This is a genomic window from Vibrio sp. CCB-PB317 (genome assembly GCF_022808245.1).
Classification (GTDB): domain Bacteria; phylum Pseudomonadota; class Gammaproteobacteria; order Enterobacterales; family Vibrionaceae; genus Vibrio; species Vibrio diabolicus.
In genome coordinates this window covers 1516019-1538592 of record NZ_JALGNU010000002.1, presented here as the reverse complement: position 1 = coordinate 1538592, position 22574 = coordinate 1516019, and the positions used below count along the sequence as shown (strand labels likewise).

General features: G+C 42.7%; 22 protein-coding genes, 1 pseudogene and 1 riboswitch. Of the genes and pseudogenes, 7 read left to right on the top strand and 16 right to left on the bottom strand.

The genetic code is table 11. The annotated features are described in order from the left end of the window. Positions 1-18: 18 nt before the first annotated feature. On the bottom strand, positions 19-1005 hold the full coding sequence (locus MTR11_RS15825) for a LacI family DNA-binding transcriptional regulator (protein WP_199479312.1): 987 nt from the start codon (positions 1003-1005) through the stop codon (positions 19-21). A 235-nt stretch (positions 1006-1240) separates the two neighbouring features. Here MTR11_RS15825 and MTR11_RS15820 point away from each other — a divergent pair, with 235 nt between their 5' ends. The 3 genes from MTR11_RS15820 to MTR11_RS15810 all read left to right on the top strand — a co-directional run bounded on the left by MTR11_RS15820 (position 1241) and on the right by MTR11_RS15810 (position 5255). Continuing rightward, the gene (locus MTR11_RS15820) at positions 1241-2680 is read left to right on the top strand and encodes a sucrose-specific PTS transporter subunit IIBC (RefSeq protein WP_017188252.1); all 1440 of its coding nucleotides are present in this window, start codon (positions 1241-1243) and stop codon (positions 2678-2680) included. A 165-nt stretch (positions 2681-2845) separates the two neighbouring features. Beyond that, on the top strand, positions 2846-3769 hold the full coding sequence (locus tag MTR11_RS15815) for an aminoimidazole riboside kinase (protein WP_243328019.1): 924 nt from the start codon (positions 2846-2848) through the stop codon (positions 3767-3769). Between the two features lie 31 nt (positions 3770-3800). Next, entirely contained in the window at positions 3801-5255 is a 1455-nt protein-coding gene (locus tag MTR11_RS15810) for a sucrose-6-phosphate hydrolase (protein WP_243328018.1), read from the top strand. A 79-nt stretch (positions 5256-5334) separates the two neighbouring features. On the opposite strand, the pseudogene MTR11_RS24175 reads toward MTR11_RS15810, so the two are convergent. Further along, positions 5335-5445, bottom strand: a pseudogene (locus MTR11_RS24175) (dihydrofolate reductase); the annotation flags it as partial. A 254-nt stretch (positions 5446-5699) separates the two neighbouring features. Here MTR11_RS24175 and yghU point away from each other — a divergent pair. From yghU to MTR11_RS15795, 3 genes are all read left to right on the top strand, one after another. Continuing rightward, entirely contained in the window at positions 5700-6557 is an 858-nt protein-coding gene (yghU, locus tag MTR11_RS15805; RefSeq protein ID WP_006741427.1) for a glutathione-dependent disulfide-bond oxidoreductase, read from the top strand. A gap of 1197 nt (positions 6558-7754) precedes the next feature. Further along, positions 7755-8924: a D-alanyl-D-alanine carboxypeptidase family protein gene (locus MTR11_RS15800; protein ID WP_243328120.1), complete on the top strand. Its 1170-nt coding sequence runs from the start codon at positions 7755-7757 to the stop codon at positions 8922-8924. Between the two features lie 214 nt (positions 8925-9138). Continuing rightward, on the top strand, positions 9139-9546 hold the full coding sequence (locus MTR11_RS15795) for an SPOR domain-containing protein (RefSeq protein WP_006741205.1): 408 nt from the start codon (positions 9139-9141) through the stop codon (positions 9544-9546). A gap of 50 nt (positions 9547-9596) precedes the next feature. On the opposite strand, the gene MTR11_RS15790 is transcribed toward MTR11_RS15795, so the two are convergent. From MTR11_RS15790 to MTR11_RS15770, 5 genes are all read right to left on the bottom strand, one after another. Next, positions 9597-10070: a peroxiredoxin gene (locus tag MTR11_RS15790; RefSeq protein WP_243328017.1), complete on the bottom strand. Its 474-nt coding sequence runs from the start codon at positions 10068-10070 to the stop codon at positions 9597-9599. A 129-nt stretch (positions 10071-10199) separates the two neighbouring features. Continuing rightward, positions 10200-11213, bottom strand: coding sequence for an adenosine deaminase (locus MTR11_RS15785; protein ID WP_243328016.1), 1014 nt, complete (start codon positions 11211-11213; stop codon positions 10200-10202). 89 nt (positions 11214-11302) lie between these two features. After that, a riboswitch (purine riboswitch) is annotated at positions 11303-11402 on the bottom strand. 250 nt (positions 11403-11652) lie between these two features. After that, positions 11653-11793 carry a PA3496 family putative envelope integrity protein gene (locus tag MTR11_RS15780; protein ID WP_005396335.1) on the bottom strand — a complete coding sequence of 47 codons (141 nt, stop codon included), beginning with the start codon at positions 11791-11793 and terminating at the stop codon, positions 11653-11655. Between the two features lie 50 nt (positions 11794-11843). Continuing rightward, the gene (locus MTR11_RS15775) at positions 11844-12053 is read right to left on the bottom strand and encodes a hypothetical protein (RefSeq protein WP_053807947.1); all 210 of its coding nucleotides are present in this window, start codon (positions 12051-12053) and stop codon (positions 11844-11846) included. Between the two features lie 240 nt (positions 12054-12293). Further along, positions 12294-12503 (bottom strand): cold-shock protein, encoded by a 210-nt coding sequence (locus MTR11_RS15770; protein WP_005396336.1) that lies wholly within the window; start codon positions 12501-12503, stop codon positions 12294-12296. A 391-nt stretch (positions 12504-12894) separates the two neighbouring features. Here MTR11_RS15770 and MTR11_RS15765 point away from each other — a divergent pair, with 391 nt between their 5' ends. Next, entirely contained in the window at positions 12895-13743 is an 849-nt protein-coding gene (locus MTR11_RS15765; RefSeq protein ID WP_114323390.1) for a pirin family protein, read from the top strand. Positions 13744-13886: 143 nt separating this feature from the next. Here the strand turns inward: MTR11_RS15765 and MTR11_RS15760 are convergent, their stop codons facing one another. The 9 genes from MTR11_RS15760 to MTR11_RS15720 all read right to left on the bottom strand — a co-directional run bounded on the left by MTR11_RS15760 (position 13887) and on the right by MTR11_RS15720 (position 22496). Further along, positions 13887-14735 carry a patatin family protein gene (locus MTR11_RS15760; protein ID WP_243328015.1) on the bottom strand — a complete coding sequence of 283 codons (849 nt, stop codon included), beginning with the start codon at positions 14733-14735 and terminating at the stop codon, positions 13887-13889. Between the two features lie 387 nt (positions 14736-15122). Beyond that, a complete protein-coding gene (locus MTR11_RS15755; RefSeq protein ID WP_006741201.1) occupies positions 15123-15461 on the bottom strand; it encodes a hypothetical protein in 339 nt (112 codons plus the stop codon). 633 nt (positions 15462-16094) lie between these two features. Further along, positions 16095-16526 (bottom strand): YccF domain-containing protein, encoded by a 432-nt coding sequence (locus MTR11_RS15750; RefSeq protein WP_005373685.1) that lies wholly within the window; start codon positions 16524-16526, stop codon positions 16095-16097. A 217-nt stretch (positions 16527-16743) separates the two neighbouring features. Further along, on the bottom strand, positions 16744-17676 hold the full coding sequence (locus tag MTR11_RS15745; RefSeq protein WP_243328014.1) for a Gfo/Idh/MocA family protein: 933 nt from the start codon (positions 17674-17676) through the stop codon (positions 16744-16746). Positions 17677-17799: 123 nt separating this feature from the next. Continuing rightward, entirely contained in the window at positions 17800-19455 is a 1656-nt protein-coding gene (locus MTR11_RS15740) for a phosphoethanolamine transferase (RefSeq protein ID WP_114323387.1), read from the bottom strand. Positions 19456-19477: 22 nt separating this feature from the next. Next, entirely contained in the window at positions 19478-19834 is a 357-nt protein-coding gene (locus MTR11_RS15735) for a diacylglycerol kinase (protein ID WP_269469449.1), read from the bottom strand. A 143-nt stretch (positions 19835-19977) separates the two neighbouring features. Next, positions 19978-20370: a glycine zipper family protein gene (locus MTR11_RS15730; RefSeq protein WP_243328013.1), complete on the bottom strand. Its 393-nt coding sequence runs from the start codon at positions 20368-20370 to the stop codon at positions 19978-19980. A gap of 117 nt (positions 20371-20487) precedes the next feature. After that, positions 20488-21783 (bottom strand): ATP-binding protein, encoded by a 1296-nt coding sequence (locus tag MTR11_RS15725; RefSeq protein ID WP_182018731.1) that lies wholly within the window; start codon positions 21781-21783, stop codon positions 20488-20490. Then, a complete protein-coding gene (locus MTR11_RS15720) occupies positions 21783-22496 on the bottom strand; it encodes a response regulator (RefSeq protein WP_243328012.1) in 714 nt (237 codons plus the stop codon). The genes MTR11_RS15725 and MTR11_RS15720 overlap by 1 nt, the downstream gene beginning before the upstream one ends. Between the last annotated feature and the right edge of the window lie 78 nt (positions 22497-22574).

Genomic DNA, 22574 nt, shown 5'->3' with positions numbered 1-22574 from the left:
TCAGTTGGCGCTTTTTCATTAACAGGACTGACGCTCAATTGTTTTGAAGGTTAGTACCATCTTACTCATTTCAAAACTTCTGTTGGCGATTCTATCTAGTAACAGTTTCGCACCATTTTCCCCGGCTTTATCAAATGCATAGTTAAATGTTGATAAGGTTGGGGTGCACACTGATGCGAGCTCATCATCACCAACTCCTAGCACTAAAACGTCTTTACCCGGTGTTAACCCGAGCTCTTGAATCGCTCTCATCGCACCGATAGCAATACGGTCTGTCGCACAGAACAAGCCATCTAGCTTAGGGTTCTTTGTTAAGTGTTGTTTTGCCAATGAATAGCCAGAATCGATTGTAAAGTCACCACGAGCATGGAAGGCGAGCTCAAAACCATGATGTTGTAGCGCTTGAACAAATCCTTCAGAGCGTTGCTTATCTACCGCGATATCGTCACCTTGCACACCAATAAAACCCATGGTTTGGCAACCTTTTGCAACCAGTCTATTTCCCGCTTCAAACCCTACTCGTGCGTCATCATGAATGATGCTTGGAATATTAAACATGGAACCATCTTGACCGACGAGCACAACTGGGACGGCTGAGTTTTGAATTGCTTTTACCAGCTTGGAATCGAGGTGGGTGGCGTAAAGAATGATCCCTTCAACCCGTTTTTGGTTAAAGATCCGAATGTATTCCAGTTCTTTTTCGTGGGCTTGGTGAGTGCTAGCAAGTAAGACATGTTTCCCGGCTTTTTCAAGGACATCGGTTAATCCATCGACACCTTGGGATGTGGCATGAGAGGAAACCCGAGGAACAATGACACCAACCAGATTGGTCTTTTGAGATTTTAGATCTTTAGCGACTTGGTTCGGCACATAGCCACACTCCGCTACTGCTTGGCGGACCTTCTGTTTTGTCGCTTCTTTTACGCCATACTCATCGTTTATAACCCGTGACACTGTTGATTTTGATACGCCAGCCAGACGGGCGACATCATGCAGACTCGCCATTGTTCCTATCCATTCTGTTTTTCGTTTTTGGGATTGTTTGCAAAGAGAAGATGAAAATCTCTTTGATAAGTAGCGATTCTAACCTCCTATACTGCACTTAGGGAGAGAATTTGACGATCATTCTCACATTCTCTCTGCTTTATCTTTGATCATTTGGTTTTATTGAGCAAAAATCTGTTTTGCAAACGTTCCCGAAAATTTCGCAAGCTCAGATAATAATCCAATGGGGTATGAAATGAATTATCCGGCAGTAGCAAAAGAGTTGTTAACTCTATTAGGTGGTAAAAGCAACATCACCGCACTTGCGCATTGTGCGACACGCTTACGCCTTGCCGTTGCAGATGAGCAAAAAATAGATGAACAAGCGATTGATAGCCTTGAAGGGGTAAAAGGGCAGTTCAAAGTTGCGGGTCAGTACCAAATCATTTTTGGATCAGGCATCGTAAACCAAGTTTATGCAGAAATGGCGAAGTTGACGGGTATGAGTGAAATGTCCACCAACGACGTTGCGTCTGCTGGTGCAGAGAAACAAAACATCGTTCAGCGCGCGGTGAAAGGGTTGTCTGATATTTTCGTTCCAATCATTCCCGCAATCGTCGCTGGCGGTTTGTTGATGGGTATCTATAACCTATTGACTGCCCAAGGCTTGTTCATTGATGGCAAATCTTTGATTGATGCCAACCCAGGACTGACAGACTTGGCGAACATGATCAACACGTTTGCGAATGCTCCGTTTGTTTACCTGCCTATTCTGCTGGCATTTTCAGCCAGTAAGAAGTTTGGCGGTAACCCATATTTAGGGGCGGCGCTAGGTATGTTGATGGTTCACCCAGAATTACTTAACGGGTGGGGCTTCGGGGGGGCTGCGGTATCTGGCAACATTCCGGTTTGGAATATTCTTGGCTTTGAAATTCAAAAAGTGGGCTACCAAGGTTCGGTGTTACCGGTTTTGGTATCGGCATTCATTCTTGCGAAGGTTGAGTTGGGTCTGCGTAAGGTTATTCCTTCTGTTTTAGATAACCTTTTAACGCCGCTACTTGCAATTTTCATCACGGGTTTATTGACGTTTACTGTCGTTGGTCCATTCACGCGTGATATCGGTTTCCTATTGGGTGATGGTCTGAATTGGCTATACAACACAGCTGGCTTTGTTGGCGGTGCGGTATTTGGTCTTATCTATGCTCCGTTTGTTATTACCGGTATGCATCACAGCTTCATTGCGATTGAAACGCAACTTCTTGCCGATATTGCGACGACAGGCGGCACCTTTATCTTTCCTATTGCGGCGATGTCTAACGTTTCTCAAGGTGCTGCAGCGTTGGCGGTGGGCGTGATGAGTAAAGATAAGAAGATGAAAGGTATTGCGATTCCATCAGGTGTCACGGGTTTGCTGGGTATTACAGAACCAGCCATGTTTGGTGTTAACTTAAAACTACGTTACCCATTTATTGCGGCAGTTTGCGCTGCAGCGTTATCAAGTGCGTTCATCACAATGTTTAATGTGAAAGCTCAGGCATTGGGTGCAGCTGGTCTTCCAGGCATCATTTCCATCACGCCAGATAAGATTGGTTACTACATCGCGGGTATGGTGATCGCGTTCTTGACCGCATTTGTTCTCACCATCGTTCTTGGTATGCGTGACCGCGCTAAAGTCGGTAAAAAAGCAGCGGCTTAATCTGAACTCCTTAAGGGTGGAGTCCCCCAAAATCCACTTCTTTTCCTAAATGTTTGGGGTGCTAGCCAAGCACTAATGGCTTGGCTAGCCTTTTTCAATTTTTACTTGGTAGTGAAGGTGTTCAACACGTTGGACTATCAGGGCTTTAATTTTAAGGTAAGCAAGATGAATCAAGTGTGGGTAACTGGTGATGCTGTTGTCGATCTAATACCGGAATTTGAGACTTCTTTACTCAAATGTCCCGGTGGTGCACCAGCGAATGTCGCCGTAGCAATTGCTCGTCTATCTGGTAAGAGTGCGTTTTTTGGACGTGTGGGTGATGACCCATTTGGTCGCTTCATGCAATCAACGCTGGATCAAGAGGGCGTGTGCACGGAGTTTCTCGTTAAAGATCCTGAGCAAAGAACATCAACAGTGGTGGTGGATTTAGACGATCAAGGTGAGCGCAGCTTTACGTTTATGGTAAAACCGAGCGCTGATCAGTTTATGTCTGTTGAAGACATCCCAAACTTTAAGCAAGGTGACTGGTTACATGTTTGCTCGATTTCACTGGCAAATGAGCCAAGTCGAAGCAGCACATTTGAGGCGATTAAAAGAGCAAAAGCCGCTGGTGGTTTCATTAGCTTTGACCCTAACTTGCGTGATGAAGTGTGGCAAGATCAATCAGAAATCCAAGCTGTCGTAATGAAGGCTGTAGCGATGGTTGATGTGGTTAAGTTCTCTGAAGAGGAGCTTTTGTTCTTAACTGACTCAACATCGATGGCACAAGGTTTACAACAAATAGCCGCTTTGAATATTGCTTTGGTCTTGGTGACACAAGGTGCGAAAGGTGTTTGGTGCGTCTTTGAAAGTCAGAGTGAGCTGATCACAGGTCAAGTCGTTAGTCCGATTGATACCACAGGTGCGGGTGATGCTTTTGTCGGAGGGCTACTGGCATGTCTGTCTCAGCATGACGATTGGAAAAATCATCCTGTTGTTAGCTCTGCGATTCAATGGGCAAATGGCTGTGGTGCATTAGCGACGACGCAAAAAGGCGCAATGACCGCGCTTCCGACCCAGACAGAATTGCTGCGATTTATTGGGCAATGATCTTCAGATCCAATTTCAGTTGAGAAAAATTATGAGCTTAGACAACCGTTGGACTGTAGAGCAAAGATATCGCCGACTTGAGCAAATCCCTCAGTGTGATATCGAAGAAATGACACTTTTACGTCAGCAAGATAAAGGCTTTCCTAGTTTTCATATCGCCCCTAGATTTGGGCTGTTAAATGACCCAAATGGGTTGTGCTATTTCAATGGTGAGCACCACATCTTTTACCAGTGGACGCCTGTGGGACCAGTTCATGGAATGAAGTATTGGTATCACCTTTCTACTAAAGACTTCATCCATTTTAAAGATCATGGCGTGGGTCTTCATCCCGACCAAGACTACGATTCACATGGTGTTTATTCGGGTGGCGCTTTGGTGGAAAACAACAAGGCTTTGCTGTTTTTTACTGGCAACAAGCGTGACCAAAACTGGAACCGAATTCCAACACAGTGCTTTGCCACCATGGATTCAGACGGCAACATTGAAAAACATGGTGTGGTCATTGAGAACGAACATTACAGGGAGCACTTTCGTGACCCAAAAGTTTGGAAGAAAGGCGACGACTATTTGATGGTGGTGGGTGCTCAAACCAAAACTGAGCATGGTTCAATGGCGCTCTATCAAAGCAAAGATTTGAAAACGTGGCAGCATAAAGGTCCTATCAAGACCAAGTTTTCTGACCTTGGGTACATGTGGGAGTGTCCTGATTTCTTTGAGATTAATGGTCAATCGGTGATGCTGTTTTCTCCACAGGGCGTGAGCAGTAGTAATTCTTATGATTTCAAAAACATCTATTCTGTTGCGTATATCGTGGGTGATCAGTTGAACCTAGAGTCGATGACTTTAGAAAACCACCAAGATATTTTGCAGCCAGATTATGGGTTTGATTTCTACGCCCCACAAACCTATTTAGATGAGAATGGGCGTCGCATTCTTATTGCATGGATAGGGTTGCCAGAAATCGACACGCCATCGGTCACACACCAGTGGGCAGGAATGTTGTCTCTTCCTAGAGAACTAACGTTGAAAGATGGTTTTCTTGTTCAAACTCCACTCCCTGAGCTGGAGAGTTTAAGAAAAGAAGAGGTGGTCTTTGCACAATCCCATACACTGGAAAGCACAAGTTGTTTGATCCAATTAGACCTTGTGGGTGATGGTTTTGAACTTGAGCTGAGTAACCTCAAAGGTGACAACATCGTCTTTAGTGCGACAGAGCACGAGTTTATGCTGGATCGTCGTCACATGTCGCACTTGTACGCAGAAGAATTTGGTAGCATTCGAAAAGCACCAAGATTGGACGCTAAGCAGACGATTGAGATATATATCGACAATTCTGTCATCGAGATTTTTATTAATGGTGGCAAACACACGATGACCAGTCGTTTCTTTATTGATGACCTTAGTAAGGTAACGTTGAGAAGGTTGGAGCAAGCAAGGCTTTTCCCTTTGAAAGGCATCACTGGTTTGTTTGAATCAGCTAAGTAACGGTTTCGATTACAAAGATATTAAAACGCCCTTCATTGACTCAGTGAAAGGCGTTTTTCTTTTTAACGATCTAACCTAACTATCTTTCACGTACGTAAGTCTTCTGAATCAAAGTATCTAACACTACTTCGCTCTTAGTGACTGTAAAGTTAAGCGGTTGTTCTAAATCACCAAACAGAGATGCGCCGCCGAGTTGGGCTTACTCATTATTGTTAGCATCTCGAACCTAACTCACATTAACACAACGTTTTTCCTTATAGCGTGAAAGAAAATCCCATAACCAAAGGTTCTAATTAAGTGAAAGGTCAGGACTTTTATTTGAAGATTCCGGCCTAATATCTTGGGTATGCCCATTTATCGAATGCGGTGGGTTACTTCATCATGCTTGCTGGCGCACTGAGTTTGCCAGTTTGATAATGCATTCAAACACAATAAGGGATAACAATGGCTAACGAATACATTCCACCAAAAGTTTGGACAAACGATAACGAAAACGGTGGTCAGTGGGCGAGCATTAACCGTCCGGACTCAGGCGCTCGTCATGAGCAAGAATTGCCTGTTGGGGAACACCCATTCCAACTTTATTCCATGGGGACTCCAAACGGCCAGAAAGTAACGATCATGTTTGAAGAGCTTCTGGCGGCAGGCGTAAAAGAAGCAGAATATGATGCATACCTGATCAAGATTGGTGACGGCGACCAGTTTGGTTCTGGCTTTGTAGCTGTTAACCCAAACTCTAAAATTCCGGCATTGGTTGACCGTTCGGGTTCTGAGCCAGTGAACGTGTTTGAATCTGGCAACATCTTGTTTTATCTAGCAGAGAAGTTTGATCATTTCTTACCAAAAGAAGGCGCTAAGCGTGCTGAGGTAATGAACTGGTTATTCTGGCTGCAAGGTTCTGCGCCATACCTAGGCGGTGGTTTTGGTCACTTCTACGCGTACGCACCAGAGAAGTTCGAGTACCCAATCAACCGTTTTACAATGGAAGCAAAACGTCAGTTAGATGTATTAGACAAGCGTCTTGCGAACAATGAATTCCTAGGTGGCGATGAGTACAGTATCGCTGATATCGCAACATGGCCATGGTACGGCAACCTTGTACTGGGTCGTGCTTACGATGCGGCTGAATTCTTAGATGTAGAAAGCTACAAAAACGTTGTGCGTTGGGCGAAAGCGATTGATGAGCGAGAAGCTGTCCAGCGTGGTCGTATTGTGAATCGCTCATGGGGAGAAGAGTGGGAGCAGTTACCTGAACGTCACAGCGCAGAAGATATTGATAAGGTATTGAAGCTTAAACCATAAGCAACCTTGGCTCAGTCACTTCAAGTAAGTTTGTTTTCATCCGAACTCATACTCCAAAACTGATCAAATCCATAGCGCATCTTACTAGATGCGCTACTTTTATTTGAATTGTAACCCCGTTGAAGATTATTCAATCTATAGATGGTTCTTTGCTTCTATTTGTCGTTTTCATATTCAACAAGCCCTCTGCGTTTCTATTAACTATTAGCTGATGATATTCTAAAAGTTTATACTTTAGATAACCTTAAATTTATAACTTAATTTTATATCTAGTATAAATAAACTTAATGATAATTAATCTTTGACATAACCTTTTATTTTGTGTGGAATGTGCAGGTTAATCTATTTAAATTAAAATTTATAGATAAATAAAATTTAAATAATTTACTGAATTCTACATCTAGCTTTGAGCAATGTTTAATTACAACTGCTTATACCATGAAAGAGGATATGTATAATGTCGTCGTTTGATTCGTACTGGGTTGGGGTACGTGAAAGAATTGCTATACAAACTGAAGGTAACCGAAATTTAAAGTCTTTAGTGATAAAAAAGCAGAGAGTGAACTTAAATAACAGTGGTTTATCTTTTCGTGCTAAAGCCGGATGCCTTATCCCTCATTGTTACACTCAGTTTACTGATGACGATACAAACTCAAAGGCATCGAAAAAAGCCTCCCTTAGTTTTAAGAAAGGGAAATTATACTTTTCTCCTGTCTAGTAATAGATAATATTTAGGTTATATATAAATTAAATTTTTATTTTTATCTGAATTTCTGACAATAAATTATTATGTTGTTATGACCGAGATGAAGCATTGGTTAGTAAATTATTAGTTCGGGTTATTAATTGAATTGTAGATTTTCTTAGTTGCCCCTAGTTAGATAGTGATAAAATTTTTAGCTATCTTTTCCCGTACAAGCTTAGTTTTAGATCTGGCTTGTACGGTTTTTTCTCTGAACACTAATTACATAGCACAACGGCATGATTTCTCGTCTCTTGTCTCATCTTTCTAGACGAAAGCTCTACCTACCTCTCATTATTCTCGACAAACATTGAGTAAAAGTAACTAATCGTAACAAGGTGGCTGTAACTGAGCGCCGTTTCAATATACTCGCTCTTTACCTAGGTAACCCTGCGCTTTGAATTCATTCGGGTACCGTTTGTAAGCCTTAAATGCTACTAAGATAAGATGTCATGATGAGAAAAAGTACTATATTAAACACAGTGTTAATTACAGGGTTCGCTGCTGTATCTTCGTTGGCTTATGCAGCACCAACGGTTGTGCCAAATGCACCGGAACTCAGTTCTCGTGGCTATGTTTTGATGGACTTTCACACTGGGAAAGTGCTGGTTGAACGTGATGCACATAAACGGCTAAATCCTGCGAGCTTAACGAAGTTAATGACGGCTTATGTGGCTGGTCAAGAAATTAACGCAGGTAATATTACTTTGGATGATGAGGTCGTCATTAGCCGAAATGCTTGGGCAAAAAACTTCCCAGATTCCTCAAAGATGTTTATTGAAGTCAATACTTCCGTTTCTTTATCTGACTTATACCGTGGCCTGGTTGTTCAATCAGGTAATGATGCTAGTGTGGCCATTGCTGAACATGTCGCAGGTAGTGAATCAGGGTTTGTAAGCTTGATGAATAGTTGGGCTGCTAAGCTTGAATTAACTAACACGGCTTTCACCAACCCTCATGGTCTAGACAGTGACGGTTTATATTCAACACCTTATGACATTGCCAAGTTGGGTCAAGCTATTATTCGTGACTTACCTGACATCTACCCACTGTATAGCGAAACCTCGTTTACCTACAACGGTATTACGCAATATAACCGCAATGGCTTGCTTCGTGATCGCAGTATGAATGTTGATGGCATGAAAACTGGTTATACGAGCGGTGCTGGTTATAGTCTAGCGACTTCAGCGACTCAAGGTGATATGCGTTTGATTGCTGTTGTAATGGGAGCGAAAAGTGAGAATATCCGTGAATCCGAAAGCAAGCAATTGTTAAGTTATGGCTTCCGCTTTTACGATACGGTAATGCCAACCGAGGCAGGAACGGAAGTTGCGAACGCTCGAGTTTGGATGGGCGAACAAGATGAGCTTAAAGTAGGCGTGGCCAATGACGTTTATCTCACTTTACCAAAAGGGGATGTGAAAAAGCTACAAGCTGAAGTTGAATATAATGGCGATTTGGTAGCGCCAATTTCTCAACAACAAGTGGTTGGTAAAGTGCTTTACAAAGTCGAAGGTAAAGTTGTGAATGAAGCCGAACTTGTTGCGTTGGAATCGGTGGAAGAAGGCAGCTTATTCAAGCGAGTTTTAGACTGGTTTAAGCAATTGGTCGCGAGTTGGCTCTAAAAAACAGCTAACTTCTGCCATTATCACTCTATCTTGTTATTGTTCTATTAAATCAATTTACTAAGGCGGCCAACGTGGTCGCCTTACTTTTTTGGAATACTCGTTGTGCTAAAACATCGAACCTTCTTGTAAGGGGCTATTTTCGCCTAATTAGAAGCGTTTTTGTGTTTTTGAGTGCGAGAAAAAAGAAACTAGAACAAAAATGGAGTGACACGTGCACAAGATTTTATCTTTGACATTGATTTTATCGCTCATGGGCTGCGCTATGCCTTACCAGCAGCAGGTCGATAGTGGCCAATGTGTTGGAGTAATGACCTCTCAGGATGCGTATGGTTATTTAAACCCAAACCATTACACGATGCAGGTACTCGCGCTAAAGCAAGAAAAAGATGTGAAAGATTACATTCGTTATATCGATCCTAAGCATCCGGTTTGGGTTAACTGGAAAAACAGCCGAGGCACGCGTTGGTATACGGTAACTGTTGGCGATTTTAAAACGAAACAGGATGCCTACAATGCGCTTTCTTCACTGCCGAGCCGCGTAAAGCAATCATCCCCATTTGTGCTGACTTTTGCGGAAATGCAGCGTAAGCAACAAACGAGTGTTGTGAGAATGCGTTAGCCAACAAAAAACGGAAGCGATGGCTTCCGTTTTTGTATCTAAGGGTAAGCTTAAAGCGCCGCTAAAATCGTTTCTGCTTTGCTTGCTTCAAACTCTTTTGGTTCTTCAACGTTAAGTTTGGTCACAATGCCGTTTTCAATGATCATGGCGTAGCGTTGTGAGCGAATACCACCAAAGCCGCCGGTATCCATTTCAAGACCCAATGCTTTAGTAAAGCTTGCGTCGCCATCACCCAACATCAGGATTTCTGAAGCGTTTTGAGCTTCGCCCCAAGCTTGCATCACAAATGCATCGTTTACAGAAACACAAGCTATTAAATCAACACCTTTTGCCTTCAACTCGTCGACTAATACCACATAGCCTGGTAGGTGAGCTTCCGAGCACGTTGGGGTGAATGCGCCAGGTACAGCGAAGAGTACGACTTTCTTGTTTGCAAACAGCTCAGTAACGTCGTGGTTAACCATACCATCGGCAGTCAATTCGCTTAGAGTCGCAACTGGTAGAGCTTGGCCTTGTTGAATCATGATTTTATTCCTTTTTGTGTGCTAGTTTAGCTTTCTCAGTCTAGCGCTTATAAATGCGGTTAACCACAGAGCTTTTGTAAGGTTTTAGCACCTAAGTGTTTGACCTAAGATGTAGCACTGATGGCTTTATTACAACGCTTCATGCTGACTTACGTATTGACTAACGAGATGGCGATACTTCGCTTTCAACTCATTATCGATGAAGCTAGCATCAATCGCATTCATTGTGAATTGAGCTAGTTCATTCTTACTCATTGGGTGTGCGTTGTTGACGGCTAAAAAGTTATCTGTCATGTAACCACCAAAGTATACCGGATCGTCCGAATTAATTGTCACAGCGACCCCTTTGCGCAGTAGCTCGACAATATTGTGATCGTTCATATCGTCAAATACACACAATTTAAGGTTCGATAATGGACATACCGTCAGTGGCATTTTTCTTTCAATTAACGACTCGACTAATGCTTCATCCTCAACACAGCGAACACCATGATCCACGCGGCTGACGTGAAGCATTTCAATTGCATCGGTAATGTTTTGTGCCGGACCTTCTTCACCTGCGTGAGCAACAGTCAGTAAGCCTGCTTCTACTGCTTGTTTAAATACTCGTTTGAACTTAGCTGGTGGATGCCCTTGTTCTGAAGAATCTAGACCGACACCAATGATCTTATCACGGTGTTTCAGAACGGCTTGCAGAGTCTCCATGGCGCTTTCTTCTGAAAGGTGACGGAGAAAACACGCAATGATTTGTGAAGTAATGCCGAGCTTCTCGTGCCCATCTTGTAGTGCGCGAGCGATCCCGTGGATAACGGTGTCAAAGTCAATACCGCGCTCTGTATGCGTTTGTGGGTCAAAAAAGATTTCGGTATGAATAACGTTATCCGCTTTACAGTGCAGTAAGTATTCCCAAGTGAGATCGTAAAAGTCTTGCTCTGTACGCAAAACATCCGCCCCTTGGTAATAAAGGTCAAGGAATGACTGTAAGTCTTCGAACTGATACGCGCTGCGTAGTTCACTCGGAGAAGAGTAAGGAATGTCGATGCCGTTTCGTTGTGCTAACTTGAAGAGAAGTTCTGGCTCAAGTGAACCTTCGATATGTAAGTGCAGCTCTACTTTTGGAAGACCTTGAATAAATGCGTTCATATTCCACCTTATGTGTATTGTGGATGCAGTTACTCTAAGAATAGGTATAGATAAGAATAAATCGAACGCTATCACAAAGAGTAAGACCCACGATGATCTCAACTCTTCGTAATCAGCACTTTGCGGGAACTGGTAGAGACCCCCAAACCATATCATTGGGGTTATACGAAGCAAACGAGGCGATTATACGCAAAATTCTCAATTTGGCTATACGCAAATAACCTAGTTGTCAGTAGTCGAAGGGTTTTTCTAAGAAAAGTAACTGGCAACCGCATAAGTCACTTGGGTATAGAGGAGCAAATTGGTTTTTGGGCGTGCACGAGGCTTATCGTGTTGTTAGAAGTGAGGAAAAAGAGTGAGGCTTCGTTTGAGCAAAGGTAGGTGGCGGTACCTTGCACAACGATGGAGCAGAGAGAGAATTGAGAGAGTCAAGGATAGCTTATAGATCAAATAACTTGTCAAATTCTCTTTGTTCCATAATGTCTTCTATACGGCGTCGCGTTTTTTGTTTTACCGCCGCCGCGTTTTGCTCAGACTCTTTCTTGTCTTTTTCTGCTTGCTTCTTACTTTTTCTAGCCATTGGATACCTTCCAAATTAGTTGCATCATTCATTAATGCATGAAAACTGAATTAGTTAACAGTAAAACTTCCTAACTTTGAACCTGAATCACAGAGAATAGTTCCAGATTGCGTTTTCTCACAATATTCAAAATCGATCATGTAGCTATGAGAATGAAGCTTAGGTAATACGTGCCTTCGTAAAATATCACCATTTAATTGATGTATTTTAGCGTTCCAAGAGGTGTGAGGTTGTTCTAGATTAAATTCAATTTCTAACATTTATTCTCCTGTTTCTTAGTGATTTTGTCTTTGTTAAGTAATTGATACCAATGCCTTTGACGGCCTGTTCTTTTTGAGGACATGATTTTTCCTATAAATAATAAATTAAGCAGTACTATCCTATTTATTTTAGGTAGCACAAAGCAATGCCTGATATTAAGCTGAGTGATTAAAGTGAGAATATTTTTGAAGGAGAGAGATTTGGTGCAGCATGGGCATGCTACACCAAGAAAAGCAGTCTTATAGAGGAGTTACTTCAGTCGCTTGAGGACCTTTTTTACCTTGCTCTACGTTGAAGCTTACTTTCTGACCTTCAGTCAGTGTTTTGAAACCGTCAGAAACGATAGCGTTGAAGTGTACGAATACATCTTGACCACCGTTGTCTTGAGATAGGAAGCCAAAGCCTTTAGTTTCGTTAAACCATTTTACTGAGCCGTTTACTTTAGACATAAAAATACCTTTGAATTAAACATTAAAATTTGAATTTGTTTTGTGGATCTTTTCTAAGCTATTGAATGTTCAATCAAGAGGAAGTTGTACGCAGGTGTCTGAATTGGGGGATTCAAGATTTTACTGAGAGGAAACTTAAACTAAATGTTGCATTAACAGCTCTCTTCTAAGAGCCAAGGCCTACTATACACCTTGTTTAGGAAATAGCTACACTTATTTTTAAATATATGTCGACAGCTTGGATAAGTGGGCTGTTCGAAAAATTTGAATAAGTAGCTCAAATAGCAAGGCTCATGATTATTTTTCTTCAATCTAAAATAGAACCATATCGATAGCCATGGCTGAACATGCGGTTTGCAAGCGGCCACAAAGGTAAACGAGGAGAAATAGTATGAGCACATTCAGAGAAATTCGTCAGCTTATTCAATCACAACCCACTGCTGATGGTGACGGAGTGAAAATTCGTCGAGTAGCAGGGTTTAATAATGCGAGCTTTTCTCCATTTTTGATGATGGATGAACTTAAGTCTGACGACCGTGCTGATTATGTGGGTGGCTTTCCTCCTCATCCGCATCGCGGCATCGAGACGCTTACTTATATGTTGAAAGGTCATTTCCAGCATCGTGACCACATGGATAATGTTGGTGAGCTTCGTTCTGGTGGCGCTCAATGGATGGCGGCAGGAAGAGGCGTCATTCATAGTGAGATGCCTATTATGCAGGAAGGTGAATTGCATGGTTTCCAAATTTGGATAAACCAGCCTGCGAAAAATAAGATGGCACCGGCTCAATATCATGACTTTCAACCTGAAACGATAACGGAATTCGAAACTCAAAGCTCGGGCGTTGTGCGCTTGATTGCTGGTCATCTGACTATAAACAACGAACGTATTCAGGGGCCTCTAACAGAAACAGGTGTTGCTGCCACGGTGGCCGATTGGAGAGCGATGGTTGGCCACGCTTTGAATTTGACCACGGAGCAAGACCACAACATGATGATCTACGTTTATAAAGGTCGTGTTCAGTTAAAAGATCGTGAGATCAATCAAGGCGAAATGGCGATTCTATCGAAAGGTGAATGGGTTGAATTACAAGCCGAAAAGGAGAGTGGTGCTCTGATTTTTATTGGCGAACCAATCAATGAACCAGTGGTTCACTATGGCCCTTTTGTAATGAATAGCATGGAAGAAATAGAACAAGCAATCCAAGACTACAATTCAGGATTGTTTGAAACCTACTAGCGTCAACATCCTAACTCCCTTTTCTGTGAGTAGCGCAGTTATCAACAGTTTTGAGCCTGACTATTGGGCTCGACCAGAAGCAAATACGATAATCCACTGCCATCGAATTTGCGTTAGCCACGTCTAATCCACGTGGCTTTTTTCTACTTCTGATTCCATCGCATGATGGCTTCTTTTCCTGCTTCAATACCTAACTCATAAGCTTGGCGCAATGGTGCTGGCGAGCGACTCAATCGTTTTAATTTAAATGATTCAGGAGGACAAACTTGGATGATTTCGACTCCCGATGGTGGATTGTCGATCAGTGCTAACGTTTGATTGTAGCGAACTTCACGCGTCAACATCGGCTCAATTAATCCTGGCGTTTCTTTCAACATCCGTTTGGTTAGTGCGCTGAACTTTCCTTTCGGCTTTTGATAGCTAGAGGGTTGGCTGCGTAAAACCATAATCTTTTTGGCTCCTCGCTTTATTGCTTCTGCGACAGGAAGGGCATCAGAAACCCCACCATCAACGTATCGGGTGCCGTTCAGTAAGACACCATTTCGGTAAAGTACGGGAAGCGCGCTGCTGGCTTTCATTGTTTCTGCGAGCTCGTCGACACTAGGAGTATGGTACTCGGCTTGGCCATTGTCTTGACGTGTTACGCCTAAAAAGAAAGGTCTCGAATCCGCTTTTAGTGCGGACTTGTCGATGCCAAGCTCTTCGAGAGTGACGTCCCACATCCAATCTAAGTTCATCATATCACCACCACGTAGAATCTGAGATGGTGAGATGAATTCTTTCCTTAAACTGTAATCGAGATAGATTTTTAAGTTGCGCCCGGGCATTTTAGCTAAATACGCCGCCAAGTTACTTGCGCCCGCCGATACGCCCCAAAAGCTATCAAATGGAGAGAAATCGTTAGCGAGAAAATGATCGAGTATGCCGCAAGAAAATACACCTCGCATTGCACCACCTTCGACAATCAACGCACGCTCTCCTACTTGTTCCATCACTGTGTTCCATTCTTTACCTATTGGATGAATAGAATGCAGCTTAACGCATAACGGTTTTATACCCAAGTGGCCCTAAGTGCTAGGGCATCTCCTTAAGTAAAAGAAAAGGGCATCGATGGATGCCCTTTTCATATTAAGCCTAGGGAGTTACAGGTTATTGAGCAGCTCATTTAGTGAAAGCGCACTGAATAAATATGTCACTCCCACACAGAAAGCGGCGCCTGTAATTCCGATACTGATCGTTGTTGTAATTAAAAGAAGTGTCATCTTAGACATACAAGATCAAACTCCTTTTTTATATTTAAGTGGGGCGTTGTGCGTCTGGTTATCGTTTGGAATCATGATGCAAGCGCCCCAAGTTTATTGTTCTAATAAAAGTGATGATCACTTGTCAAAAAAGCAGATAAATAGGACCCAAACTGTCGTTAATGCGAGCAGCGGAGTGAATACTTTCTGTATAGAGGCGCCATCGGTTAGGTTGTAGATTTTGATGGATTCGTTATAGAACGCCCGCTTGAACGCCTTAAAAGAAATATCATTTTTCACATGAGATTGTTCATAGTGTAGGTGTGCTGCGTCTGATAGTTGGTATTCTAAGTCTTGGAGTTCGTACTCTTTGTTAAGAAATGCCTCCCAAGCCGAAAGACGGGCTATCGTTTTTGGAGATTGATTACCCTTTAACTTCTCTAGACGTTTGGCATAAGCAGCTTGATATTTATCCACGGTGTATTCCTGTCTGAATAGACGTTGAGTTAGAACATTTGTAAAAAGAAAAACGAGCAAAAAAGGGGCTTTACGTTCTATGTCTGTGATAAATGCTAAGGAGCTCAATGATCTATTTCTCTGATGTCGCGAATAATATTGATTGAACTTAAATGCGACAAACAAAATAATTTACTCAAGATAACAACGAATATTTGTTGCTTTTTAAAGAAAAGCGATAGTGATGCGAAGTGGTGGCTTTGATCGGGAAGAAACCCGCTTTCGTAACGGCTTACGTTTATTGAGAAAAAGTAAACGCTGGAACTATCGCTGGATTGGTGTGAGTTATTTATCGTCAAAAATCATTAATATCAACTACGCTTATAGTTCGACTTTTCGTAAATGAACTCAATTTAGAGGAGCGGGAATAATACTGATTTTTGAGCGTGGGTGAGCTTCGAGGGTTAAGCTAATCCATTGATTAATAATAAAGTAAAGTAGTACAGAGCTAGGGTGAACTTCAACTTAAAGGTGACGGTATGGATATACAATCAACCATTATTGAATATGCGATAGCGATAATAGGCTTACTTTTGACGGGAGTTGCCCTCTGAGCACGATTGCCCAGAGGATAGAAAGTATATTGGCTGTTTGTTAGCGGTTGATATTGTACCGAGCCATTGCAGCTTCTTCTGACGACACAACCGTTTTACCAATTGGTGCGAGTGAAATAACCGCAAGCTTCAGGTGTTGGAGTGCAAACGGAATACCAATGATGGTTACAAAACACGCTGCGGCGGAAAGGACGTGACCGATTGCCAACCAAAGACCTGCAAAGACAAACCAAAGGACGTTACCGATAACGCCTAGAGGGCTCGTACCAATGTCCATTTCATTGGTCAATTCATCGCGTGAAATGGCTTCTTTTCCGAATGGGAAAAAGGAAAAATTACCCATAACGATACACGCACGCCCCCAAGGTATTCCGATGATGCTAATAAAGGCTAAGATACCGAAAAACCACCATAGCAACCCCATAAATACGCCACCAAATACAAACCAAATGATGTTACCGAGTGTTCTCATTCTATTTCCTTTACTCTTGAATATGACGATGCAGGTTCCTGAGGGTATCGTAATGTAAAACTAGAACCACTCCGTTAATAAACGTGATCCGTTCCCTCATTCACTTGCTTGATAGAATAGCCGCATAAGTATTAACAGAGAATGAATGACTCTCTGAAGCTACGTTTGTTTTAGTATAGAGCGTAATACTCGATTAAGCACATAGCCAAGAATTAAGCTACCTAGAGGTAACTTTCTCGATATATTGACAAATTTGCTCTGCTAACTGATGGCTAGCAATGTTGCGTTTCACTACTTCACTAGCGATTTTTCCAGATTCAACGACGCTAAACCAGTCGAGCAACATCGCATGGAAACCTTTGCTCGTCAGCATTGGCGTCCAATCTTTCAAATTAACTTTTTGCTCTTGGTTCGCTTGCCATCGTCTCCCTTCAACGAAAGAGTCGAACTCCATTGCTTTGTTTGCATAACAAGCTTGAACGCGTTCCATAGTCATACCGAAGTGACGATTCATCGAAGCGTGGAGTAAAGTATCTCCGTGTTGCCACTGAATGTCTAAACGCGCCAATTGGTCACCCTCAAGCTGATGCGTTATGTAAGCCTCTTTTAAATCGGTTTTGGCTGTCACGTTAATACTGTCTAATGGGTGAATAAAATCATCAAATATAAAGGTACGAATATCGCCTGGTAGTTGGTGACGGTTCTTTTCCCAGCGTAGCGATTTTAGGTCAGAAATGTTGCCTTGCTGTACCTCTGGCATGTGTTGGTTGTAAAGCGGAATATGACGTCGGTTGAAGCCCACATAAAGTGGTTGTTTTTCTTTTTCGGCAATATCGTACAGTTTTTCCACGTCATCAGCATTGTCCGCTAATGGTTTGTCGACAAAGGTTGGGATTCCATGCTGCAAAAAGAATGCTGCGATTTGAGGATGTACGCTTGTTGCCGCATGAATCATGACAGCATCTACGCCAAAGTGCAGAAGCTGCTGGTAGTCTTGACAGGTCTCTGAGATTCGATATTGCTTAGCCAGACTCTCAAGTGCATTTGCGTTGCGTGTACAAAATACAAGTTCGATATTTGGAAGCTGAGTGATAACGGGAAGGTATGCTTTCTGAGCAATATCTCCTAAACCAATAATACCAATTTTCATCCTAGTCCTTATTTCGATGTATGGATGGCAGGTTGTAGTATAACGCTTGGCAAGCTGATGAGTTTAAATGCCTTGTTAGAAAAGAGCCTGACTCACATTTTGAGTCAGGCTTTGTTGGTCCACTTAGGAAGTCGTGCGGCAATCTTTGAATATATCTAACTTGCCGTCGTAGGCTTGGGTTTGTACATCCATAACGCCTAATAAAGAGTGGAACACGTTATCATGTGAGTACTGGCCTGCCTTTTGCGCTTCATTCGACAAACAGTCGGTGTTTATTTGTTTCACTTGCTTAAAGCCGGAAGATAGCCACATGAGCAAAGGAACACGTTTTTGGAAGTCTGGTGCAAGGCCGTAAGGCATGCCATGTAAGAACAATCCGTTTTCGCCTAATGATTCACCATGATCCGATACGTAGATGAGAGCGGTATTATATTGAGACTCTAATGCTTTGAGTTTGTTGATGGTTTCTGCCAACACAAGATCAGTGTAGCGTATCGTATTGTCGTACGTATTCACGATTTGTTCGACGCTACAGTTTTCTATATCTGCACGTGGGCAGTCTGGTTTGAAAAACGCTTTGTCTCTAGGATAACGCTGGAAGTAGGTAGGACCATGGCTTCCTATAAGATGCATGGCGACAACGCGATTGCCGTGCATATCCGCAACTTCTTGATCAAAGTGATCTAACAGCGCCATATCGTAACAGGTTTGACCGTTACACAGAGGACTTGCTTGCTTTCGGTTCACTTCAATTTTCTTGATCTTGTGGGCGACTTCTTTGTCTCCGCCATCATTTTCTTTCCAGATGAGGTCAACTCCAGCGCGCTGCATGATGTCGAGAGCATTATCTTGGTTATCTGCTTTGGTCCGTTCAAACTCGCTTCGCGTGAGCTGAGAAAACATGCAAGGCACAGATACTGCAGTTGCAGTGCCACAAGACGCAACCTCTTGAAATGAAATTACATCCAGCTTACTGGTGTAAGGGTTTGTCTCTCGCTTATAGCCATTGAGTTGGTAGTTCTGTGTTCGAGCGGTTTCTCCGACAACAAACACCAGTAGTGTCGGCTTGTTCTGTGCTTGCTTTACTGCGCTATCTGACTGCTTTGCATCGATTCCAATCTCGCGATACGGCTCTGGCGTGGTGAAGTATTTCTCCTTTACATACCCAGTCGCGCTGTAAACGAATTGAGTGGGAATAATGATTTTTTTCAGATAGCTGTTATTGCGACCGACAGATGCATAGTCTTGGTAGTAAACACTGGCAATAACAGCAATTACTGCAAGAGATGACAACATCGACACCAACTTCGTGAGAGAAAAATACAGCAATTGGTGGCGCTGAGATTGCAACTTGACCTTATAGACAATCATCGCAGGGACGCCCCCCATAAGTAGCGTCCAGATTACAGAATAAGTACTCAGGTAAGAGCTTGCCTCGCTCGAATCGGTTTCAGCAATATTAGCAATCATTCCAGAATCGAAAAGTGTGCCATAGTTGTAACTTGCGTAGCTAACCATACTCGAAATTATGAGCAAAGTAATAAAGAATGGTTTTCCAACCCAAGGCCAACTAAATAAGTTAAAAAGGAAATTGAGCGCGGCAAGAAAGAAAATGGGTATCGTAATAATAAAACCAATTTTGACATTATCTAGGCTTGAAAAAATACCATTCAGCTCTTTGTAAATAGGAATATTTACAACCAGCGCGAAATAGAATGCCAACAAGAAAGTAAAGGTAACGTACGAGATACCTTTTTGTTGCAAATTATGTGTCTTCATAAGTAAATGTCTTGAATCAAAATTAGAGCAAGAACGAAGCCCAAACAAAAAGGGCAAGAGTGAGCGCAACAAATACTGCAGCCGAGCCGATATCTTTGGCTCTACCACTGAGCTCGTGCCAGTCATCGCTAACACGGTCGACAATCGCTTCTACGGCGGAATTAATAAGTTCGACGATCAGGACCAATAACAGGCTACTGATCATCAGTACTCTTTCAAATGTGGTGACTGGAAGGAAAAAAGCACAGACGGAAAGCACTAAGGCTAGAATCAATTCTTGTCTGAAGGCGGCTTCGTATTTCCATGCGGCTTTCAATCCCTGAAATGAATAGCCGGTCGCATCCATGACACGGCGTAGACCTGTTTTTCCTGGCTTCAAAATATGACCTTACTACAGCTTAATAATTTAGATTGTGCATCTATCCAAACGATGAAATGAGACTAATCGTTCTTGCGTGAAACATTTGTGAATGGCATTCATCACACAACGAGATAGGGTTTGAATAAGAAAAAAGAGTTGAATTAATCAAGGTCGTAGACGGTATAGCCTTTATTCTGAAGGCATTTTCGCAGTACGAGAGATTGTGTCTTGGTGGAGTCATTGCTTCCACTCAACGCTCCGGCCCCTGCTCCTACAGCACCGCCTGCAGCGGCACCAACAGCAGCCCCACCTATCCCGCTTTCTAGCACTCCAGCAGCTGCCCCAATTAGTGCACCTGTAACTGCGCCATTAGCGGCTTCAGATTTAGCAGCTTCCGCTTTGTCTACGTTATCCGCATACCCTTGGCAATAAAGAAAATCTTGTTCATATTTAGCAGGATCAACATTGGTCATGTCGACAACAGGCTTTTGATTATAAGTACAAGCGCTAAGAGTAGAGGCAAGCGTCATAACCAGAATAAAAGGTTTGTACATGAGTATTATCCATTTGTTCTGTGAATTTATGGATTAAATGTACACTGTTTTATTGTTGGGCTCTGTCGCTGGAGTGTATTGAAGTGTCGTCTTCTGTAAAGGAGGAAAGACGTTAACTTAACTGTCTGATTTTGGAAGACGAAGTGTGAAGCAAGCACCACCCAGTGGGCTATGAGAAATCGAAACCTCACCATTTTGAAGTTCCATTATCTGCCTGACGATCGCCAAACCGAGCCCAAATCCACTCGTGTTTTTGTTTCGGGATTCATCCGCGCTATAAAATGCTTCAAAAAGGTGAGGCCAATGCTGCTCTTCTATACCTATACCATCATCATGTACGTGGATTAAGCAGCTTTGCTGATCACTTTTTATCTCAACCATAATTTGAGTATTTGCGTATCGCATTGCATTGCGTAGCAGATTATCCAGGGCACGTTTTAGCAGTTTTGGATCGGCGAATGCGCGCGCGTTTTCAGAGTTTGTTTCATTGAGTGAGATTGATAATTTGGTCTCTTTTTGCCATCTCTGTTTTAACTCACTAACTAACTTGGCGAGTGCTACGTTTTCTGTTTGCAACGCCGTATCTGGGCGTTCCATTTTGGCGTAATAAAGCAACTCTTCAACCATGTCTTCCATCTCGTCAATGTCTTCGACGATACTACGTACATGCTTTTTCTGTTGTTCGGTTAATGTAGAGTCCGATAACAAGTCAGCTTGCCACTGTAAACGAAAAATAGGAGTGCGTAATTCATGCGCAACTGCATTGGTCAGCATTTTATTGCTAGTGATCAGGCGAGAAACTTTGTCAGCCATCGTATTAAAGCTTTTGTTCAGCGTTCCAACGGACTTGGCACTTGAGGTGCTTGCTCGTGCTTTGAAGTTGCCTGAAGCAAACTCTACCGTGACTCTTTCTAACTCACGAATTCGACGACTCAAAAACCAGATCAGCAGTATGCAATACAGAGCAAATCCGGCTAAAAAGAATAACCATACAATGTTGTCATCAAAGTTAATCGCCTGAATAACTGAGCTATCCGGATCATCGATCATTTTGAAAATAGGGGTGTCCGCATCTAGGCGGAACCATATATCCCTTTCTTCGTCGTAAGCAACGTTAACAGAGGTGTCACTTTCAAATGCTTTTCTGATGTCCTCTGGAAGTTCTTCGAGCGTGTGAGGAATCAACAAGCGATGGCTGGACGTGGCAAATTGCTCAAGCTGTTGTTGAGTGTATTCTAGTCCGTGCTCTTCGTAGATAGGATAGATAAGATCGTGGAAAGCTTGACCTTCTTGCTCTTGTAGCAGGTAATCGTAATCTGTGTTGATCTCATAGACTAAGAATTCGTAACCCCACAAACTCACCATAAATAGAATGATAAGACCGACAAAGCTTTCCAGATAAATCCGTCTCATTATTCATTCCATGCATCAGGCATAAATAGGTAGCCTTTGCCGCGAACCGTGATGATTTTTTGTGGAGAGCAAGAGGCATCACCTAGTTTTTTTCTCAATGTCACAATACGGTTGTCAATGGTGCGATCTGTACCGTCGTACTCAATACCACGTAGTGTTTTCGTTAACCACTCACGTGAGAGTGTTTTTTCTGCGTGTGTTGCGAGAACCCATAATAAATCGAACTCACCGTCAGTCAGCGCAATTTCTTCCTGGTTCATGACGCATGATTTACGTAATCGGTTTAAACACAGTACTCCAATTTGTAGACCGTTTTCGGAATCGGTAGAGGCTGCCTCTTTTCTTCTCAATAGCATGCGAATGCGTGCCAGCAGCACGCGAGGTTTGATTGGCTTGGTTACAAAGTCATCGGCGCCAATTTCTAATGCGGCGACGTGATCGAAGTCGTCATCACTCGCTGTCAGCATCAACACTTTGCCTTTGTAGCATTCACGGATTTGACGACATACGCTCAGGCCGTCTTGTCCAGGTAGCATCAAATCTAACAAAACCACGTCTGGCTGTGTGTCAATAATCGCTTCCGGTGCGTCTGTCCCGTTGTCGATACATTTGACCTGGAAACCTTGTTCAACAAAATACTCTCCCAGCATAGCTTGTAATTTGGGATCGTCTTCCACAATGATTAAAGATGGTTTGACTTGTTGTGCGTTCATTTGAGTGATGTATACAATATTTAATATCACTGGAACTTAAACAAATTTACGAATTATTTCAAATAAAGCTTTCTCAGA

Excerpts from the sequence above, each read along its gene's own strand:
- MTR11_RS15825 (WP_199479312.1), bottom strand. The coding sequence starts at position 1,005 with ATGGCGAGTCTGCATGATGTCGCCCGTCTGGCTGGCGTATCAAAATCA.
- MTR11_RS15820 (WP_017188252.1), top strand. The coding sequence starts at position 1,241 with ATGAATTATCCGGCAGTAGCAAAAGAGTTGTTAACTCTATTAGGTGGT.
- MTR11_RS15815 (WP_243328019.1), top strand. The coding sequence starts at position 2,846 with ATGAATCAAGTGTGGGTAACTGGTGATGCTGTTGTCGATCTAATACCG.
- MTR11_RS15810 (WP_243328018.1), top strand. The coding sequence starts at position 3,801 with ATGAGCTTAGACAACCGTTGGACTGTAGAGCAAAGATATCGCCGACTT.
- yghU (WP_006741427.1), top strand. The coding sequence starts at position 5,700 with ATGGCTAACGAATACATTCCACCAAAAGTTTGGACAAACGATAACGAA.
- MTR11_RS15800 (WP_243328120.1), top strand. The coding sequence starts at position 7,755 with ATGAGAAAAAGTACTATATTAAACACAGTGTTAATTACAGGGTTCGCT.
- MTR11_RS15790 (WP_243328017.1), bottom strand. The coding sequence starts at position 10,070 with ATGATTCAACAAGGCCAAGCTCTACCAGTTGCGACTCTAAGCGAATTG.
- MTR11_RS15785 (WP_243328016.1), bottom strand. The coding sequence starts at position 11,213 with ATGAACGCATTTATTCAAGGTCTTCCAAAAGTAGAGCTGCACTTACAT.
- MTR11_RS15780 (WP_005396335.1), bottom strand. The coding sequence starts at position 11,793 with ATGGCTAGAAAAAGTAAGAAGCAAGCAGAAAAAGACAAGAAAGAGTCT.
- MTR11_RS15775 (WP_053807947.1), bottom strand. The coding sequence starts at position 12,053 with ATGTTAGAAATTGAATTTAATCTAGAACAACCTCACACCTCTTGGAAC.
- MTR11_RS15770 (WP_005396336.1), bottom strand. The coding sequence starts at position 12,503 with ATGTCTAAAGTAAACGGCTCAGTAAAATGGTTTAACGAAACTAAAGGC.
- MTR11_RS15765 (WP_114323390.1), top strand. The coding sequence starts at position 12,895 with ATGAGCACATTCAGAGAAATTCGTCAGCTTATTCAATCACAACCCACT.
- MTR11_RS15760 (WP_243328015.1), bottom strand. The coding sequence starts at position 14,735 with ATGGAACAAGTAGGAGAGCGTGCGTTGATTGTCGAAGGTGGTGCAATG.
- MTR11_RS15750 (WP_005373685.1), bottom strand. The coding sequence starts at position 16,526 with ATGAGAACACTCGGTAACATCATTTGGTTTGTATTTGGTGGCGTATTT.
- MTR11_RS15745 (WP_243328014.1), bottom strand. The coding sequence starts at position 17,676 with ATGAAAATTGGTATTATTGGTTTAGGAGATATTGCTCAGAAAGCATAC.
- MTR11_RS15740 (WP_114323387.1), bottom strand. The coding sequence starts at position 19,455 with ATGAAGACACATAATTTGCAACAAAAAGGTATCTCGTACGTTACCTTT.
- MTR11_RS15730 (WP_243328013.1), bottom strand. The coding sequence starts at position 20,370 with ATGTACAAACCTTTTATTCTGGTTATGACGCTTGCCTCTACTCTTAGC.
- MTR11_RS15725 (WP_182018731.1), bottom strand. The coding sequence starts at position 21,783 with ATGAGACGGATTTATCTGGAAAGCTTTGTCGGTCTTATCATTCTATTT.
- MTR11_RS15720 (WP_243328012.1), bottom strand. The coding sequence starts at position 22,496 with ATGAACGCACAACAAGTCAAACCATCTTTAATCATTGTGGAAGACGAT.